General features: G+C 62.1%; 16 protein-coding genes and 1 pseudogene. 6 read left to right on the top strand and 11 right to left on the bottom strand.

Annotation, left to right across the window (positions count from 1 at the left end; translation table 11 throughout):
* Positions 1-3: 3 nt before the first annotated feature.
* The 6 genes and pseudogenes from SIN04_RS15040 to hemE form a co-directional block, all read right to left on the bottom strand.
* Positions 4-797, bottom strand: a pseudogene (locus SIN04_RS15040) ((Fe-S)-binding protein).
* A 323-nt stretch (positions 798-1120) separates the two neighbouring features.
* Entirely contained in the window at positions 1121-3367 is a 2247-nt protein-coding gene (locus SIN04_RS15035) for a primosomal protein N' (RefSeq protein ID WP_134490473.1), read from the bottom strand.
* Positions 3368-3463: 96 nt separating this feature from the next.
* The gene (locus tag SIN04_RS15030; RefSeq protein WP_134490471.1) at positions 3464-4192 is read right to left on the bottom strand and encodes a TerC family protein; all 729 of its coding nucleotides are present in this window, start codon (positions 4190-4192) and stop codon (positions 3464-3466) included.
* A gap of 288 nt (positions 4193-4480) precedes the next feature.
* Positions 4481-5749, bottom strand: coding sequence for a transcription termination factor Rho (gene rho, locus SIN04_RS15025; protein ID WP_134490469.1), 1269 nt, complete (start codon positions 5747-5749; stop codon positions 4481-4483).
* 234 nt (positions 5750-5983) lie between these two features.
* A complete protein-coding gene (gene hemJ, locus SIN04_RS15020; protein WP_134490467.1) occupies positions 5984-6412 on the bottom strand; it encodes a protoporphyrinogen oxidase HemJ in 429 nt (142 codons plus the stop codon).
* A complete protein-coding gene (gene hemE, locus SIN04_RS15015; RefSeq protein ID WP_134490465.1) occupies positions 6409-7458 on the bottom strand; it encodes a uroporphyrinogen decarboxylase in 1050 nt (349 codons plus the stop codon). Before hemE ends, hemJ begins: the two co-directional genes overlap by 4 nt.
* A 406-nt stretch (positions 7459-7864) precedes the next feature.
* Here hemE and SIN04_RS15010 point away from each other — a divergent pair, with 406 nt between their 5' ends.
* Genes SIN04_RS15010 through SIN04_RS14985 form a run of 6 tightly spaced genes read left to right on the top strand, consistent with a single transcriptional unit; the run spans position 7865 to position 11807 of the window.
* Complete coding sequence (locus SIN04_RS15010) at positions 7865-8698, top strand: pyruvate, water dikinase regulatory protein (protein ID WP_134490463.1); 834 nt, start codon at positions 7865-7867, stop codon at positions 8696-8698.
* Positions 8695-9312: a Maf family protein gene (locus SIN04_RS15005; RefSeq protein ID WP_134490461.1), complete on the top strand. Its 618-nt coding sequence runs from the start codon at positions 8695-8697 to the stop codon at positions 9310-9312. Before SIN04_RS15010 ends, SIN04_RS15005 begins: the two co-directional genes overlap by 4 nt.
* On the top strand, positions 9309-10154 hold the full coding sequence (locus SIN04_RS15000; RefSeq protein WP_134490459.1) for a shikimate dehydrogenase: 846 nt from the start codon (positions 9309-9311) through the stop codon (positions 10152-10154). The genes SIN04_RS15005 and SIN04_RS15000 overlap by 4 nt, the downstream gene beginning before the upstream one ends.
* Entirely contained in the window at positions 10154-10756 is a 603-nt protein-coding gene (gene coaE, locus SIN04_RS14995; RefSeq protein ID WP_134490457.1) for a dephospho-CoA kinase, read from the top strand. The genes SIN04_RS15000 and coaE overlap by 1 nt, the downstream gene beginning before the upstream one ends.
* A gap of 9 nt (positions 10757-10765) precedes the next feature.
* On the top strand, positions 10766-11473 hold the full coding sequence (dnaQ, locus tag SIN04_RS14990) for a DNA polymerase III subunit epsilon (RefSeq protein ID WP_134490454.1): 708 nt from the start codon (positions 10766-10768) through the stop codon (positions 11471-11473).
* Positions 11474-11528: 55 nt separating this feature from the next.
* Positions 11529-11807, top strand: a complete 279-nt coding sequence (locus SIN04_RS14985; RefSeq protein ID WP_341264475.1) for a glutaminase — start codon at positions 11529-11531, stop codon at positions 11805-11807.
* On the opposite strand, the gene glcF is transcribed toward SIN04_RS14985, so the two are convergent.
* The 5 genes from glcF to SIN04_RS14960 form a co-directional block, all read right to left on the bottom strand.
* On the bottom strand, positions 11701-13014 hold the full coding sequence (gene glcF / locus SIN04_RS14980) for a glycolate oxidase subunit GlcF (protein WP_134490452.1): 1314 nt from the start codon (positions 13012-13014) through the stop codon (positions 11701-11703). The two genes, SIN04_RS14985 and glcF, sit on opposite strands and share 107 nt — an antisense overlap.
* A gap of 1 nt (position 13015) precedes the next feature.
* Positions 13016-14221, bottom strand: coding sequence for an FAD-binding protein (locus SIN04_RS14975; protein WP_341264020.1), 1206 nt, complete (start codon positions 14219-14221; stop codon positions 13016-13018).
* 469 nt (positions 14222-14690) lie between these two features.
* Complete coding sequence (locus SIN04_RS14970; protein WP_134490450.1) at positions 14691-15164, bottom strand: SRPBCC family protein; 474 nt, start codon at positions 15162-15164, stop codon at positions 14691-14693.
* A gap of 142 nt (positions 15165-15306) precedes the next feature.
* Complete coding sequence (gene coaA / locus SIN04_RS14965) at positions 15307-16275, bottom strand: type I pantothenate kinase (RefSeq protein WP_244605987.1); 969 nt, start codon at positions 16273-16275, stop codon at positions 15307-15309.
* Positions 16276-16355: 80 nt separating this feature from the next.
* The gene (locus SIN04_RS14960) at positions 16356-16685 is read right to left on the bottom strand and encodes a phosphoribosyl-ATP diphosphatase (protein ID WP_134490448.1); all 330 of its coding nucleotides are present in this window, start codon (positions 16683-16685) and stop codon (positions 16356-16358) included.
* Positions 16686-16707 lie beyond the last annotated feature (22 nt).

The raw sequence follows: 16707 nt of genomic DNA, 5'->3' as shown, positions 1-16707 counted from the left end.
GGATCAGGCCTCTTCGCCGATCGCCGGACCGTCCGCCATGCCGGCGATGACTTCAGCCGCGTGAAAAACGCGGGCGGGCGCGCCGCGCCGATGCAGCTTGCCAGCCATGTTCATAAGGCAGCCGAGATCGCCGCCGAGCAGAAGATCGGCCTTGACGCCTTCGACGGCGCGCGCTTAGTCATCGACGATCGCGTTGGAGATCGAAGGATATTTGAGGCAAAACGTCCCGCCGAAACCACAGCAGACGTCAGCCCGGGAAGCGGTATGAGGTTGAGGCCTTCAATTGCTTCGAGCAACAGCCGGGGCTGGGCTTTGACGCCGAGTTCGCGCAGGCCCGAGCAGCTGTCATGATAGGTCGCGCTCGCACGCAAAGATATGTCCCCAGGCCGGAAAGACCGCACGTCGACAAGGAAGCTCAGCAGCTCGAAGGTCCGCGCGGGGAGATCTTCGGCGCGTTTTCTCCACCCGGCGTCCTCGGCGAAAAGCTCCGGATAATGTACCTTGATCGTAGCGGCGCAGGAGCCGGACGGCGCGACGACATAGTCAAATTCTTCAAAAGTCTTGACGACAGTCTTGGCGATCGCGCGCGCATGACCGCGATCGCCCGAATTGAAGGCCGGCTGGCCGCAACAGGTCTGCGCTCTGGGAACGACGACCTTGCAGCCCGCGCGATGCAGCAGCTCGATCGCCGCAAAGCCAATGCGCGGGCGGATCATGTCAACGAGGCAGGTGACAAAGAGTCCAACTCCGGCGCGTCGGGCGCTCCGGAATGCATAGAATTGGACGGCATGGCGCATTGTTCTCTGATTATCGCCGCCTTCCGCAGTTTACGGCGCACAGAAGGAATGAGCACTCGCCGGCCGCCTTCGCGTTGACGAAGGCGAGAGGCTCAGTCCCCGCGACCGTTTTCTTGACGCGGCGCGTTATGCGGTGATCGATCTCGCGGGATCCAAGCCGGAATGGATAAGTTATTTTACCAATAAATACAATGGTACATATTTTGATGGACACCGCGCGCCAAAATGGCAAACTCGAGTGTTTTGAGGCCCAAAGAAACCGTTAACTCGAATGAGCCTTCGACCAAAAACAGGCGCTATTACATTTTATACAATATAATTTCTCACAAAAAGCTCTGCGGATCGATGTCGATCGTCACCCGTATGCCGCCCCGCTCCTTTGGTCCCGCGGCCAGCAGGGCGCGCAAAAAGCCCTGCAAATCGGCTGACCGCGGCGCGCGAACGAGAAGCCGGAATCTATGCCTTCCGCGAATAACCGCGATCGGCGCTTCCGCCGGACCGAGCAGCGAAATCTCGTTCTCGCCCGGCAGCCCACCCGCGGGCGCAAGGGTCCATGTCGGCGAGAGCGGCAGTTCGAATGCGGTGCGCGCGATTGCCCGGGCGAAATTCTCGGTCGATGCGCTGCCATCGCCCGAGATGATCAAAGCAGCGAGACGCCCGAATGGTGGCAGGCCGGCGCGGCGGCGCTGTTCCGTCTCCTCGGCATAGAATCGCTCGCTATCGCCGGAGAGGATCGCGCGCATGACGGGATGCTCCGGCTGAAAACTCTGCACGAGAGCTCTGCCGGCCGTCTCGAAGCGGCCGGCGCGGCCCGTCACTTGCTGCAACAGCTGAAATGTCCTCTCCGCTGCGCGCGGATCGCCCGAAGTCAGGCCAATATCGGCGTCGATCACGCCGACGAGCGACAGCAAGGGGAAATTATGCCCCTTCGCCACCATTTGCGTGCCGATGATGATGTCGCATTCCCCGGCCGCGACGGCTTCGAACTCCTGCCGCAGCCGCTCCGCGCCTCCTGGAAGATCGGAGGACAAAACCATGACGCGGGCGTCGGGCAGAAGCTCGCCGACTTCTTCAGCCAGCCTCTCGATGCCTGGGCCGCAGGCCATGAGTGAATCGGCGGCCTCGCAATTCGGGCAAAGGTCCGGCCTGCGCTCGATGTGGCCGCAATGGTGGCAGGCCAGCGCTTTTCGAAAACGATGTTCGACCAGCCAGGTGGTGCAATTTGGGCACTGGAATCTGTGTCCACAGCTGCGGCAGAGCGTTAAGGGCGCATAGCCGCGCCGGTTCAGGAATAAAAGCGACTGCTCGCGCCACAGCAGAGTTTCAGACAGGGCGGCGGCGAGACGGGGCGAAATCCATTTGCCCCGCGCGGGGGCCTTGAGGCGCATATCGACGGCCTCGATGACCGGCATGGCGCGGCCTTCGAAACGACCGTTCAATTTAACGTGCTGATAGCGCCCCTGCCCGGCGTTGACGCGCGATTCGATCGACGGCGTCGCCGAGGCCAGAATAACCGCCGCCCCCTCGATTCGCCCGCGCACCACCGCCATGTCGCGCGCGTGATAAATGACGCCATCCTCTTGCTTGTAGGCGCTGTCATGCTCTTCATCGACGATAATGAGGCCAAGCGCGTTGAAAGGCAGGAACAACGCGGATCTCGCTCCGATGACGATTTGCGCCTCACCCGCCGCGACAGCGGACCAGATGCGCGCGCGCCTTGCAGCGCTGACGCCTGAATGCCATTCCGCCGGCCGCGCTCCGAATCGCGCCTGAAAGCGATCGATGAATTGCGTCGTCAGCGCGATTTCCGGCATCAGAACGAGGATTTGGCGATCCATGTCCAGGGCGGCGGCGATCGCCTCGAAATAGACCTCGGTCTTGCCGGAACCGGTGACGCCTTCGAGCAGAGTGACTGAAAACGAGCCGCTCCGCACGCTGCTTTCAAGCTGAAGCGCAGCCTCCGATTGATCCGGCGAGAGACTGGGCGCGGCGAAATGGGGATCGCTCCGCGGCGCGACAGGCTCGGGCGGGAGCGTCAGCGTCTCAAGCACGCCTTCGTCAATGAGCCCGTCAATGACGGAAGCGGAACAGCCGGCCGCCTTTGCGAGCGCGGATTTGATGAAAACGCCCCTGCCCTCAGCCACGGCAAGAACCTTTTCGCGCGCAGGCGTCATGCGGCGGGGCGTCGGACCCGCCAGCCGCACCCCTACCCTCACCGGCTCGGGCGCCGCATGGAATGGCGCCCGTACGGCCATGCGCAATACCATGCCTCGCGGACTCATGCTCCAGCGCGCCACCCAATCGATAAGCTGGCGCAATGATTCATTCAACGGTGGAATGTCGAGCCGTGATCTGATGCTTTTAAGATTGCCGGGTGAGCCCGGACCCGGCCGCACCTCCCACACGACGCCGACCGCCAGGCGTGGGCCAAGCGGCGCCTCGACAAAGACCCCCGGCGCCAGCGCGAGGCCAGGCGGGACGGCATAGGAATAGGCAATATCGAGCGCGACGGGCATCAGCACATCGGCGACGAGTCCATGCGCCTTTGCCGGGTTGTCGCCGCTGCTCATCGACGGGCGCTACGGTATTTTGCCGTTTCGCGGCGCCCGGAAATGTATTGGCGCATGGCCTATCCGCACAGTCTGCCGTTGGCGAAACCCATGGCGCTATTTCTGCGCCATCCGCTTGCGCGCCATGATGTTGAGCCCTTCGACAAGGCCTGAAAACGCCATTGCCGTGTAGATGTAGCCTTTTGGAAAGTGGAAGCCCAAGCCTTCGGCGATCAGCGTCGCGCCGATGAGCAGCAAAAATCCCAGCGCCAGCATGACGATCGTCGGATTGCGATGAATGAAATTGGCGAGCGGATCGGCAGCGATCAACATGGCGAGAACGGCCGCGAGAACCGACACAATCATGATCGGTAAATGCTCGGTCATGCCGACCGCGGTGACGATGCTGTCGATGGAAAATATGAGATCCAGCGCCAGAATCTGGCCGATCGCAGTGAGGAATCTCGCCGGACGCTTTTCCTTGCCGTCCGTCTGCTCGAAAGGATCGACGGCGTGGTGGATTTCATTGGTCGCTTTCCAGACGAGGAACAGGCCGCCCCCCATCATGATCAGGTCGCGCCACGAAAATCCCTGCTCCAAAACAAAGAAAATCGGCGTCGTCAGCTTGATGATTGAACTGATCGTGAACAAAAGCGCGACGCGCAGGATCAGGGAAAGGCCGATGCCTATGCGGCGCGCCTTTGAGCGCTGATGCTCGGGCAGCTTGGATGAGACGATGGCGATGAAAACGAGATTGTCGATCCCAAGGACGATTTCCATGGCGATCAGCGTGGCGAGCGCCAGCCATGTTGAGGGTTCAACGGCCAGCGCCAGAAGATCATTCATTGATCAGGTCTTTTCCTCAAATATGGCGCGCCAACCGCGCCAGGATCCGCACCCGCGCGGCCTCTTTCCTGTCGGCGCGGCGCGCCTTTGCTGCGAGCGCGCCCGCTTACCGAGCAGCTAAGGCGCCGTGATGCTCGAGGCGTCAGTTTCGAGCGTATCAGGGCGGTGGTCAACCCGGCTGGCCCGCCAACTCAAGCCTATCCCAGACATGTGTCGGCGTTTTGACCAGGGATCTTCCTTGTAACAGCCCTTCGCCGCTATCCGGGGCGAGGCGCCGCGTTAAAAACCTCAGGTGTTCATCGCCTCGAAGAACATGGCGTTGCCTTTCGGCGTCTCGCGCAATTTGCCGAGCAGGAATTCGATCCCGTCGATCGTCCCCATCGGATTGAGAATACGGCGCAGCACATACATTTTCTTCAAAATGTCGGGCGGAACCAGTAATTCCTCCTTGCGGGTGCCGGAACGGGTGATGTCGATCGCCGGGAAGGTGCGCTTGTCCGCGACCTTGCGGTCGAGAATGATTTCCGAATTGCCGGTGCCTTTGAATTCCTCGAAAATCACCTCGTCCATGCGCGAGCCCGTATCGATCAAAGCCGTCGCGATGATGGTGAGCGAGCCGCCTTCCTCGATATTGCGCGCGGCGCCGAAGAAGCGCTTCGGCCGCTGCAGGGCGTTGGCGTCGACGCCGCCGGTCAGCACCTTGCCGGAAGACGGCACCACGGTGTTATAGGCGCGGCCGAGCCGCGTGATGGAATCGAGCAGGATGACCACGTCGCGGCCATGTTCGACGAGGCGCTTGGCCTTTTCGATGACCATTTCCGCGACCTGAACGTGACGCACCGCCGGCTCGTCAAAAGTCGAGGAAACGACCTCGCCATGCACTGAGCGCTGCATGTCGGTGACTTCTTCGGGACGCTCGTCGATCAGAAGAACGATCAGATAGCATTCCGGGTGATTGGCCGTGACCGATTGCGCGATATTCTGCAGGAGCACGGTCTTGCCGGTGCGCGGCGGGGCCACGATGAGCGCGCGCTGGCCCTTGCCGATCGGCGCGACAATGTCGATGACGCGCGAGGACAGATCCTTTTTGGTTGGATCGTCGACCTCGAGCTTCAGACGCTCGTCCGGATACAGCGGCGTCAGATTGTCGAAATGCACCTTATGCCGGATTTTCTCGGGATCTTCAAAGTTGATCGTATTGACTTTGAGCAGCGCGAAATAACGCTCGCCCTCTTTCGGGCTGCGAATCAGCCCTTCGACCGTATCGCCGGTGCGCAGGCCAAAGCGGCGAATCTGCGACGGCGACACGTAAATATCGTCCGGTCCGGCGAGATAATTCGCGTCCGGCGAGCGCAGGAACCCGAAACCATCCTGCAGCACCTCGATCACGCCTTCGCCGATGATCTCGATGTCGCGGCTGGCCAATTGTTTCAAAATCGCAAACATCAATTCTTGTTTGCGCATGATCGAAGCGTTTTCGACTTCGTGTTCTTCGGCGAAACCAAGCAACTCGGTGGGCGACTTGAGCTTCAAGTCTTGCAGCTTTATTTCCCGCATCGGGATGACGTCCTTGGAAGGTGGCGCGATCAATTTCACGCGAGGCAGGGAGGCTATGACGCAGCCAAGTCCTGAAGGATTAGGCGGGTTGACCCCAAAATTCAGGTGGGAAGCATTCGACGCCGCGCAGGAGCCGCTACTTACAGCCATTGACCTGCAGGAGGGAGCCTATTGGATAAATCACTTTCACCATTTTGACAAGCAATTGCGCGCCGATGAATTTCAGCCCCGCATTCAAACGGGCTTGAGAACGACCAGTATCACGATGCCTATCAGAAGGAGCGTCGGAACCTCGTTCATCACACGAAAATAACGAGCCTTTCGTTCATTTGTTCCGGCGACGAATTTTTTCCGCACGACGCTAAAATATCCATGCAGGGCGCTCATCAGAATAACCAGCGCCAGCTTTCCATGCAACCATCCAGCTTGAAAGAAACCACCCTCAACGGCAAGCGTCAGGCCCGTGATCCAGGTCACGATCATCGCGGGCAGCATGATGAAGCGCATGAGCCGGCGCTCCATGATTTCAAAAGTCATTGCCATTTCAGAGCCTTGCGCGGCGCCGGCATGATAGACGAAAAGCCGCGGCAGATAGAGCATCCCCGCCATCCACGAGATCACCGCGAGAATGTGCGCGGCTTTGATCCAGAGATAGGCTGTCATGACGAGGCTCCGCGCCGCACGAGGTCCATCAGCGCGGCGACATGCTCCACCGGCGTTTGCGGCAAAATGCCATGTCCGAGATTGAAAATATGCGGCCGCCCCTTGAAGGCGGCGAGAATGCGCTTGACGCTCGTCTCTAACGCGGCGCCGCCGGCGATAAGCGCCAGCGGATCGAGATTGCCTTGCAAAACCGCAGTCTTATCGATGCTGCGGGCGGCCCAGAAGGGATCGACCGCCGTGTCAAGGCCCAAGGCGTCAACGCCGGCCTGCGCCGCGAAGGTTTTGAGGCGCGGGCCTATTCCCCTCGGAAAACCTATGATTTTTGCATGGCTGTGGCGGCTTTTGACCTGGGCCGAGATCGCCTTGATCGGGGCAAGACACCAGCGCTCATATTCGCCCGCGGGAAGGACGCCGGCCCAGCTATCGAAAATCTGCACGGCTTCGACGCCGGCCTCGATCTGGCGCGAGAGATAATCGGTCGAGGCGTCAACGAGCCGGTCGATCAGGCGTTGAAACAGGTCGGGATCGCGGTAGGCGAAAAGCCGCGCGGGCGCCTGATCCGGCGTGCCGCGCCCGGCGATCATATAGCTCGCAACGGTCCAGGGCGCGCCGCAAAAGCCGATCAGCGCGGTCTCAGGAGGCAAAGCCGCCTTGATCCGCTGAATGGTCTCAAAAACCGGTTCAAGTCGTTTTTGATCGATTTCCGCGTTCAGCCTGCCGAGATCTTCACCTGTCACGATCGGATCGAGTCTTGGCCCTTCATTGGTTTCAAAACTCACCTTCTGGCCAAGGGCGTCAGGGATGACGAGGATATCACTGAACAGGATGGCGGCGTCGAAGCCAAAGCGGCGAATCGGCTGCAAGGTCGCTTCCGCGGCGATCTTCGGGGAATAGCAGAATTCGAGGAAGCTCGGAACCTTCGAGCGGATTTCGCGATACTCAGGCAGATAGCGCCCAGCCTGACGCATCAGCCAGACGGGCGGCGGATTGAGGACTTCGCCATTCAGAACGCGAAGAAAAGGCTTTGTAGAGGACGAAGCTGTCAAACCGCGAATTCCTTAAAGACTCAAAGACTCTCTAATTAACTTTTTCTTATTCATATTGGGGTACCGATTAGGCTGGCGCAGTGATTTCCACAATCACATTATTGCGGCGCGTGTTATTCCCGGAATTCACCGGGGCGATCAGGCTGTAAAAGCGGTTAAGATTCTCTTAACGATTCAGTCGGGCTAGCGGCCTTTCGCCGTGAAGGCGGACACAGGCTATTGCTGTTCGCCCATCCATCCACAGCTTCGGGACGCCGCCTGTCCAAAGGCCGGCGCCTGTTGAGCGTTTCGGCCGCTTTGCCGAGATTTTGATTGCATTTCGGGCTTGCGCGGCCTTTATCCACTCCTATCCTCAGCAATGCGCCCCGCCGAGAAATGAGGGCCAGGAAAGTTTGGGGAGGCAATGATGGCGCGGCACCATTTCAACCTGCATCTCGTCTCCGACGCGACCGGCGAGACTCTCATCGCGGCGAGCCGGGCCGTCTCGGCGCAATATCAGGGCATATGTTCGCTTGAACACGTCTATCCGATGGTGCGCAGCGTGGCGCAGCTCGACAAGGCGATCGCCGAGATCGAGGCGGCGCCCGGCATGGTCCTGTTCACGCTCGTTGATCCGCAGCACGCCCAGCGTCTCACCGAGGCTTGCGCGCGGATCGGGGCGCCCTGTCTTTCCGTGCTGGCGCCGATCATGACCCTCTTTGAGTCCTATATCGGGCCGGCGGTGAAGCCGCGCCCCGGCGCGCAGCACATGCTGAACGCGGATTATTTCCGGCGTATCGACGCCCTCAACTTCACCATGATGCATGACGATGGTCAGCAGTCCGAAAGTTATGAGGCCGCGGATGTGGTGCTGATGGGAGTCAGCCGTACGTCGAAGACGCCGACGAGCATTTATCTCGCCAATCGCGGCGTCAAAACCGCCAATTTGCCCTTCGTGCCGAATACGCCGTTGCCGAAGTCAATCGAAAAGCTTCGCAATCCGCTCGTTGTCGGGCTTTTGGCTTCGCCCGAGCGAATCGTCCAGATCAGGGCCAATCGGCTTTTGTCTCTCCACGCCGATCCCGAATCGCCCTATGTCGACCGCCGTCTCGTCGCCGAGGAGGTTGCGCAGTCCCGCAAGCTTTTCGAGGAACATGGCTGGCCGACGATCGACGTCACGCGGCGCTCGATCGAGGAGACCGCCGCGGCGATTATCGATCTGCACAAGCTGCACAAGCTGAAATTCATTTCCGCCGCATGAGTGCGCTATGGCGCGGCCCTGCGCCGCTTCTCCTTGCCTCCAGAAGCGCGGCGCGGCGGACGTTGTTGACGGCGACCGGAATTCCGTTCGAGAGCTGCGACGCTTCGATCGATGAGCGCGCCGTCGAGGCGCCGTTGCGCCAGGCGGGCGCCGGCGGCGCCACGATTGCGCTTCATCTTGCACGGAAAAAAGCTCTGTCAGCCGGCGCGCGTGCGCGGGGCCAGATGGTGATCGGCGCGGATCAGACGCTTTCTTGCGAAGGGCGCCTTTTCACCAAGCCGCAAGACCGCGCCGCCGCCAGCGTTCAGCTCGAGGCGCTCGCGGGAAAAACGCATGAGCTTCATTCGGCGATTTGCGTGGTCATGGAAGACAGGATCCTGTTTGAGGCGGTCCCCGTGGCAAGGCTCACGATGCGGCCGCTTTCGCCCGCCTTCATCGCGGCCTATCTCGATGAGGCGCGAGACGCCGTGCTCGGCAGCGTCGGCGCCTATCAGCTGGAAGGCCTGGGGGTTCATCTCTTCGAGAGGATCGAGGGGGATCATTTCGTCATTCTGGGGCTTCCGCTTCTGCCTCTTCTCGATTTTCTGCGCGCGGAGGGCAGCCTTCAGGCATGAGCATTGACCTTAAACCAAAAGCTTTTGTCGTCGGCTGGCCGATCGCGCATTCACGTTCGCCGATCATCCACGGGTTCTGGCTGAAACAGTTCGGGATTCAAGGGAGCTATGAGGCGATCGCGGTGGCGCCGCCGGATTTTTCGGATTTCATGCGCGACCTTCCGGTCAATGGCTTCGTCGGCGGAAACGTGACCTTGCCGCATAAGCAGAAAGCCTTTGAGCGCGTCGATCGCGCGACCGCGACCGCGGCAAAGCTCGAGGCGGTCAATACGCTTTGGCTGCAGGACGGCGCGCTCTATGGCGATAATACCGACGTCGAAGGTTTTCTGGCGGCCTTGGATCAGGACGCGCCCGGCTGGGATGCGGCCAGCGGCGATGCGGTCGTTCTCGGCGCCGGGGGCGCTGCCCGGGCGGTCGTCTATGGTCTTCTGCGGCGCTCCAGGAGGGTTATCCTCGCCAATCGGACAAGGGAGCGGGCGGAAGCTCTTGCGACGCATTTTTCCGCCGGCGTCGAGGTGGTCGACTGGGCGAGACTTCCTTCATCGCTCGAAGGCGCCGGGCTGCTCGTCAACACCACCTCGCTTGGCATGAAAGGGCAGCCGCCCCTCGAGATCGAGCTTGGTGGCCTGCCGGGCGACGCGGTCGTTAACGATATTGTCTATTTCCCGCTGGAGACCGCCCTCATTCGCCGGGCGCAAGCTAGGGGGCTGCGCACGGTCTCTGGAATTGGCATGCTTTTGCACCAGGCCGCGCCCGGCTTTGAGCGATGGTTCGGGACGAGGCCCGGCGTCACGGCGGACTTGCGGCGTCTCGTCGAGGCCGATGTGTTGAAGAGCATCTGATGTTTGTTCTCGGCCTGACCGGCTCGATCGGCATGGGAAAGACGACGACCGCGGCGATCTTTCGTAAGGAGGGAATCCCGGTCCATGATTCGGACGCCGCGGTGCACCGGCTCTATGAAGGAAAGGCCGCGCCGATCATTGAGCGCGCTTTTCCGGGCGTGACGCGCGACGGCGTCGTCGACCGGGCCCTGCTCGGCGCGCGCGTGCGGGATGATCCCGCGGCGATGGCGCGGCTGGAACAGCTCATTCACCCTCTCGTGCGCGAAGACCGCGCCGCTTTCGTGCGCGAGGCTGCGCGCGCCGGGGAAAGGCTCATCGTGCTCGACGTGCCTTTGCTGTTCGAGACCGGGGCCGACAGGGAGGTCGACGCGACCGTCGTCGTTTCGGCGCCGGAAGCTGTGCAAAAGCAGCGTGTCTGCCAGCGCCCGGGCATGACGGCCGAATGGCTTGCCGTCATAATGTCGAAACAGATGCCGGACGCCGAAAAACGGCGCCGGGCGCAATTCGTCATCGACACGTCGAAAGGCACGGCGGCAGCCGAAAATCAGGTGCGCGGCATCCTTCGCGCGCTTGGCGCGGCCGCCGGCGCGGACCGCTCTTGAGGAGTTCCGGTGCGAGAGATTGTTCTTGACACAGAGACGACCGGTCTTGATCCGGCGCAGGGACATCGCGTCGTTGAGATTGGCGGCATCGAGCTTCTGAACGCCATCCCAACGGGCCAGATTTTCCACGTCTATATCCATCCCGAACGCGACATGCCGGATGAAGCCTTCCGCGTGCACGGGATTTCGCTGGAATTTTTGAGCGGAAAGCCTCTTTTTGCCGAAATAAGCGCCGCTTTCCTGGATTTCGTTGGCGACGCCAAGATCGTCGCCCACAACGCCGAATTCGACATGCGCTTCCTCAACGCCGAGCTGGCGCGGCTCGACGTCGCGCCCATCGGCTCGGAGCGCGTCATCGATACTCTGGCTATCGCCCGGCGTAAATTTCCAGGCGCCTCGAACAGCCTCGACGCCCTCTGCGCGCGTTTTGGCGTTGACGCCTCGCGGCGCACCAGGCACGGCGCTTTGCTTGACGCCGAGATTCTGGCCGAAGTCTATGCCGAACTTTGCGGCGGGCGGCAGACGGCGCTGGTTTTCAGCGCGGGGCTGAGGGCGTCGGAGGACTCCGGCTTCGTCCTGCTGACGCAGCGGCCCGAACCTCTGGCGCCGAGGCTGACGCCCGGCGAACTCAGCGCGCATCAGGCTTTCGTCGACGGCCTTGGCGCAAAGGCGCTGTGGCTGGCTTACGCCCCGCCGCCGGCTGCGGCGGCGGAGTGATTTGCCGGCGCTGCGCCGCCGCAAACGGCGCGGCGATGACGGCCGCACCAACCCGATGGTCAATCCGGGAGCGATGGGCGCGACGCTTGCTGATGGCGGCGTCAATCCGCTCACCAAGGAGCGCGTCATCGACGCGGACAGCTGCAAATTCGCGCTCGCCGTGATGACCACGGCCCGACTCTATGAGACTTCGGGGGACTGGCTCTACGCCGGTTTTGCCTGCCGGCTCACCCAAGGGACGCCAGCCCGGCGGGCTTGGGGCCGCCATAGGCATAGTCCAGCAATTCGACGGTGTGCAGCACGGGAAGGCCAAGGCCGCGGCCGATTTGCGTGATGCAGCCGATATTGCCCGTTGCGACGGCGTCCGGCTCCGTTGTCAGGATATTGGCGATTTTTCTGTCGCGAAGCTGCGCCGCGATCTCCGGCTGCAGGATGTTGTAGGTGCCGGCCGATCCGCAGCAAAGATGCCCTTCCGGCACGTCGCGCACCTTGAAGCCGGCGGCGGTCAGAAGCTGCTTCGGCAGTGTCGTAATTTTCTGGCCATGCTGCATGGAGCAGGCCGAATGATAGGCGAGGGTAAGGCCCGGCCGGTTGACGGGCTCCGGCAGCTTCAGCGTTCCAAGAAACTCGGTGACGTCCTTGGTGATGGACGAGACCTTCGCGGCCTTGGCGGCGTAGGCGGGGTCATTGCGCAGGAGGAAGCCATAGTCCTTGATGACGGTGCCGCAGCCTGAGGCCGTGATGATGATGGCGTCAAGGCCGCCGCGCTCGATCTCGGCCGTCCACACGTCGACATTGTGACGCGCCTCGGCGAGGGCGTGCTCTTCCTGGCCGAGATGGTGCACCAGCGCGCCGCAGCACCCTTCGTTTTTCGGCAGCACGACCTCGACGCCGACGCGGGTCAGCAGCCGGATCGTGGCGTCATTGATGCCGGGCCGCAGCACTTTTTGGGCGCAGCCGCCGAGCAGGGCGACGCGGGCGAGCCTGCGGCCTGCGGGTTTGATCTCGCCGGCGTCCGGAAAGGTCGAACGCGGGGGCAGGCGCAGCGGCGCGAGCGCGATCATCGCGCCCATTCGATCGCCAAGCTGGCCAAAGCGGGACAGGATCGGCTTCAGCGGCGCGGCGAGCGCGGCTCCGCGCAGCGCGATGCGGAAGCGGAACGGATAAGGCAGAATAAAGCCGAGCAGGGCGCGAAGCGCGCGGTCGGGCAGGGGACGGGCATAGGTTTTTTCGATGCGGATGCGAGCCTCGTCGACGAGATGCATGTAATTGACGCCGGAGGGGCAGGTCGTCATGCAGGAGAGGCAGGAGAGGCAGCGATCGACATGCGTCACTGTCTCGACGTCGGCCGGCCGGTCATTTTCCAGCATCTGTTTGATGAGATAGATGCGGCCGCGCGGGCTGTCGAGTTCGTCGCCGAGGAGCACGAAGGTCGGACAGGTGGCCGTGCAGAAGCCGCAATGCACGCATTTGCGCAGAATCGTCTCCGATTCAGCGATACCCGGATCGGCCAGCTGGGCCAAAGAAAAATGCGTCTGCATGTCAAACCTCGGCCTGCATCCGTCCCGGCTCCAAGATGCCGAACGGGTCGAATTCTGCTTTCAATCTCTGCGACAAGGCTTTCAGCGCCGGGGGCTGGGGCTGAAACACCCGCGTCGCAGCCCGGACTTCGGCCGGCGCGCGCACGAGAGTCGCGTGGCCGCCGCCGTGAACGGCGATGGCGCCGCGGATCAGCTCCGCGCCCGAGTCGGGCCCGCAATCGGGCGTGAGCGCGAGCCACACGAGACCGCCCGACCAGTCGAACAGAGCCTCGCTTGGATAGACCTTGCCGATCGTCGCGGCGACCGGCGGCCCGGCCGTGGGAGCGACTGAAATCTTCCAGATGATTTTGTCACGCGGCTCGGCGAGCGGTGCGACGTCGCGGATTGCGCGCCACAAAGCGATGGAGGCGGCGCCGTCAAGGCGTTCGGCCTTGGCGAAGGGTTTGAGGCTCAAGCCCAGCCGATGGAAGCGTTCATCGACGGAGGGAGCGAAGCCTTCGAGCCGTAAAAGCGTGACGGGACCCGCAAAGCCAAGCGCGTTGGCGGCGAAAGACGGCAAATGCGCCGCGCCCGAAACGTCGACCGGCGCCCCCATCGCAAGGCAAAGCGCCTCGACCGCGCGTTTCGGGGCGAGGCCCGCCAGCGCCAGCGTAGCCGTGGTTTCCGCGCGGGGCAGCACCTTGAAGGTCAGTTCGGTGACGACCGCGAGCGTGCCGAAAGAGCCGGCAAGACCGCGCGAGAGATCATATCCCGTGACATTCTTGACGACGGTTCCTCCCGCTTTGAAGGCTTCGCCTCGGCCGTTGACCCCCTTGACGCCAAGCACGTGATCGCGCGCGGCGCCGGCCTTGATCCGGCGCGGACCGGACACATTCGCCATCAGGCAGCCGCCGAGGGAGCCTGGCCCCGTCCCATAGAGCGCGCCAAAGGACATCGGCTCGAAGGCGAGCTCCTGACCCTTGGCGGCGAGCATCGCCTCAATGTCCTCGATCGGGGTCGCCGCCAGCGCGGAAACGACAAGTTCCTCCGGCTCATACATGGTGACGCCCTTCAGCGCGGAAAGATCAAGCCGCCGCGCCGCGTTCCAGGGCGCGCCAAGCTGCGCCTTTGAGCCGAGACCGCTGATGGAGAGCGGCGTGCGCAGCTGGGCCGCTTCCGCGACGCTCGCCGCCACCTCGTCGGGAGTAGCCGGAACCAATAAACTCATGAGACGGTAATTCCTGGCGCGAAATCATTATCCCGCCACTTGCAAATGTTGGCAAAAGTCATCCGCAAGGTCGAAGATAAAGGTGGAATGAAGAGCGATGCGAGGCCGCGCCTAATCCTGGCGGCGCCTGCCCGGGGGCAGCGATGCACGCGCAATGATGATCCCTTCGCGGCGAACGGTCAGGGTTATGGCGAACTTTTCTGTGCCGCCGACGAGAGTTCTCATGCCATCCCTATTCCTTACCGCAGTATCCGTCCGGATCATCAACCGGAGGCGTCAGCCGCGTCGGCGTCCTTCGACGCCAGCGGGTGTCCGGCGAGCCGTTCCCGGAGCTTTGGTCTATAGAAATAACCCCGGCTCGCAACCATCGCTAGGGCTTTCAATCATGGTTTGGAAGAACGCCAACGCCTCAGGGCGCTGAAATTGCCCCGAGGCGCTCGCAAAATTCCGCCAGTTGTGGCGGGCGCGCCTATTTGACCTCGTCGGCGATGCCTTTCAAGCCCGCCTCGTAAACGCCGCCTATGGTTTCTTCGGCCTTGGCGTCGTCGGCGCCCTTGGCCTTGAACTCGCCCCACCATGTCACTTTGGAGCCTTCGCCGCTCGGCGTCACCTTGATCGTTGATTCATAGTCCGACACGGGGAGCGGGCTCTCGATGATTTTATACGTGTAGTTCATATTCGGGTCGTTTCGGGACACCTGTTCCTCGACGATCGAGCCGCCGCCCTTGAGGCTCAGCGTGCGGATCTGCGTTTCGCCCCTTGTCGAGAGCTCGCATTTCTCGATAACCGGATGCCAGTCGGCAATGCCGCAGAACTCGCCGATCGTCTCCCATACTTTTTCGGGCGGCGCGGCTATCTCGATAGATTTCGATACTTTGAGCGCCAGCGCGGGCGTGGCTGCGACGGCGGCCATGGCTGTGGCGTAAATCAGTGTCTTGAGCATTTTGCGTTTCCCCGGGGTTCAAGACCTCGTGCGCGGGTCTGTCGAACCGGGCGGACTCTGACGAGAGTTTTGCGAAGGTCAAGACCTTAACGCCGCGCAATCAGCCGCAAGGCGGGGCGGCGCGCCTTCGAACGCGCTCCGTTCAAAGCTTGCGCAGCTCGACTTCCTCGATTCGGTGGCTGGAGCCTTTGGTCAGGACAAGGCTTGCCCGCGCGCGGGTCGGCAGAAGGTTTTCGCGCAGATTGGCGAGGTTGATCCGGGTCCAGATGCCGCGCGCCGCCGCCTCGGCCTCGGCGCCGCTGAGATCGGCGTATTTCCTGAAATAGGATTGCGGATCGCGAAACGAGGTTTCCCGCAGCCGCATGAAGCGCCCCAGGAACCAGCGTTCGAGATCGCTCTCCGCGGCGTGCAGGTAGATCGAAAAATCGAAAAAGTCGGAAACGAAAGGCAGCCCTCTGCCGTCCTTCGCCGGCCGATTGGGCAGCAGGACGTTGAGCCCTTCCACAATGAGAATGTCGGGGCGATCGACGACGATGGTTTCACCCGGAACGACGTCATAGGTGAGATGCGAATAGACGGGCGCTTCGACATGGCGCCTGCCGGCCTTGACGTCCGAGAGAAAGCGCAGGAGCGCGGTGCCGTCATAGCTCTCCGGAAAGCCCTTTTTCTGCATCAGGCCTTCGCTCTCGAGCATGGCGTTCGGATGCAGAAATCCATCCGTGGTGACGAGATCAACCTTCGGCGTATTCGGCCAGCGCGAGAGCAGGGCCTGCATGACGCGGGCGAGGGTCGACTTGCCGACCGAAACGGAGCCTGCGATACCGATGATATAGGGCGTCTTGCCGCCATCGGCGCCGAGGAAGCGCTGCGTCGCCTTATAGAGGCCCTGCGTCGCGGCGACATAGAGCGCGAGCAGGCGCGACAGCGGCAGATAGATCGCGACGACTTCTTCGAGGGAGATCGGATCGTTCAGGGATCTCAGCCGCGTCAGATCGTCGATCGTCAAGGTGAGGGGCGTATCGGCCCGCAGCGCCGCCCATTCGGCGCGGCTGAAGCGATGATAGGGCGATAAAAGAACCTCGGCGGCTCCGGCGGCGGCGCGCTCATCCATCACCAGGCCCTCCGACAGTCCGGCGAACATATGCTCTTCAGATCCCGCCTGGGGCGGAAACTTCAAATCGACGGGAGGCGTCATCGCGAGGCGCTCTGGCGGGAAGCTTTTTCCTGATGTCCGGACTGGCTGGTTCGAAGCTCGAGTTCGCCCAGCACCTCGCTCAGGGAAACATCGCCGAGACGCAGCAAGACCAGGAGATGGTAGAGAACGTCGGCGCTTTCGCTGACGATCGCCTGTTTTTCGCCCTCAATCGCGGCGATGACGAGCTCCACCGCCTCTTCGCCGAATTTCTTGGCGGCGCGGGCTGGACCCGCGTCGAGAAGCGACTTGGTGTAGGACGCAGCCGAAGTGGCGTTTCCGCGCGCGGAAATGATGGCGGCTAGGTCATCAAGGCTGAACGGCTTCATCCATTTGTCCTGATATCGGAAG

Origin of the sequence: Methylocella tundrae (genome assembly GCF_038024855.1) — a bacterium.
Lineage (GTDB): Bacteria > Pseudomonadota > Alphaproteobacteria > Rhizobiales > Beijerinckiaceae > Methylocapsa > Methylocapsa tundrae.
Note: the sequence above shows the minus strand (reverse complement) of the source record. Positions and strands in the feature narration are given on the sequence as shown.

Coding starts and splice junctions, on each gene's coding strand:
- SIN04_RS15035 (WP_134490473.1), bottom strand. CDS start 3,367: ATGAGCAGCGGCGACAACCCGGCAAAGGCGCATGGACTCGTCGCCGAT.
- SIN04_RS15030 (WP_134490471.1), bottom strand. CDS start 4,192: ATGAATGATCTTCTGGCGCTGGCCGTTGAACCCTCAACATGGCTGGCG.
- rho (WP_134490469.1), bottom strand. CDS start 5,749: ATGCGGGAAATAAAGCTGCAAGACTTGAAGCTCAAGTCGCCCACCGAG.
- hemJ (WP_134490467.1), bottom strand. CDS start 6,412: ATGACAGCCTATCTCTGGATCAAAGCCGCGCACATTCTCGCGGTGATC.
- SIN04_RS15010 (WP_134490463.1), top strand. CDS start 7,865: ATGGCGCGGCACCATTTCAACCTGCATCTCGTCTCCGACGCGACCGGC.
- SIN04_RS15005 (WP_134490461.1), top strand. CDS start 8,695: ATGAGTGCGCTATGGCGCGGCCCTGCGCCGCTTCTCCTTGCCTCCAGA.
- SIN04_RS15000 (WP_134490459.1), top strand. CDS start 9,309: ATGAGCATTGACCTTAAACCAAAAGCTTTTGTCGTCGGCTGGCCGATC.
- coaE (WP_134490457.1), top strand. CDS start 10,154: ATGTTTGTTCTCGGCCTGACCGGCTCGATCGGCATGGGAAAGACGACG.
- SIN04_RS14985 (WP_341264475.1), top strand. CDS start 11,529: ATGGTCAATCCGGGAGCGATGGGCGCGACGCTTGCTGATGGCGGCGTC.
- glcF (WP_134490452.1), bottom strand. CDS start 13,014: ATGCAGACGCATTTTTCTTTGGCCCAGCTGGCCGATCCGGGTATCGCT.
- SIN04_RS14975 (WP_341264020.1), bottom strand. CDS start 14,221: ATGAGTTTATTGGTTCCGGCTACTCCCGACGAGGTGGCGGCGAGCGTC.
- SIN04_RS14970 (WP_134490450.1), bottom strand. CDS start 15,164: ATGCTCAAGACACTGATTTACGCCACAGCCATGGCCGCCGTCGCAGCC.
- coaA (WP_244605987.1), bottom strand. CDS start 16,275: ATGGATGAGCGCGCCGCCGCCGGAGCCGCCGAGGTTCTTTTATCGCCC.
- SIN04_RS14960 (WP_134490448.1), bottom strand. CDS start 16,685: ATGAAGCCGTTCAGCCTTGATGACCTAGCCGCCATCATTTCCGCGCGC.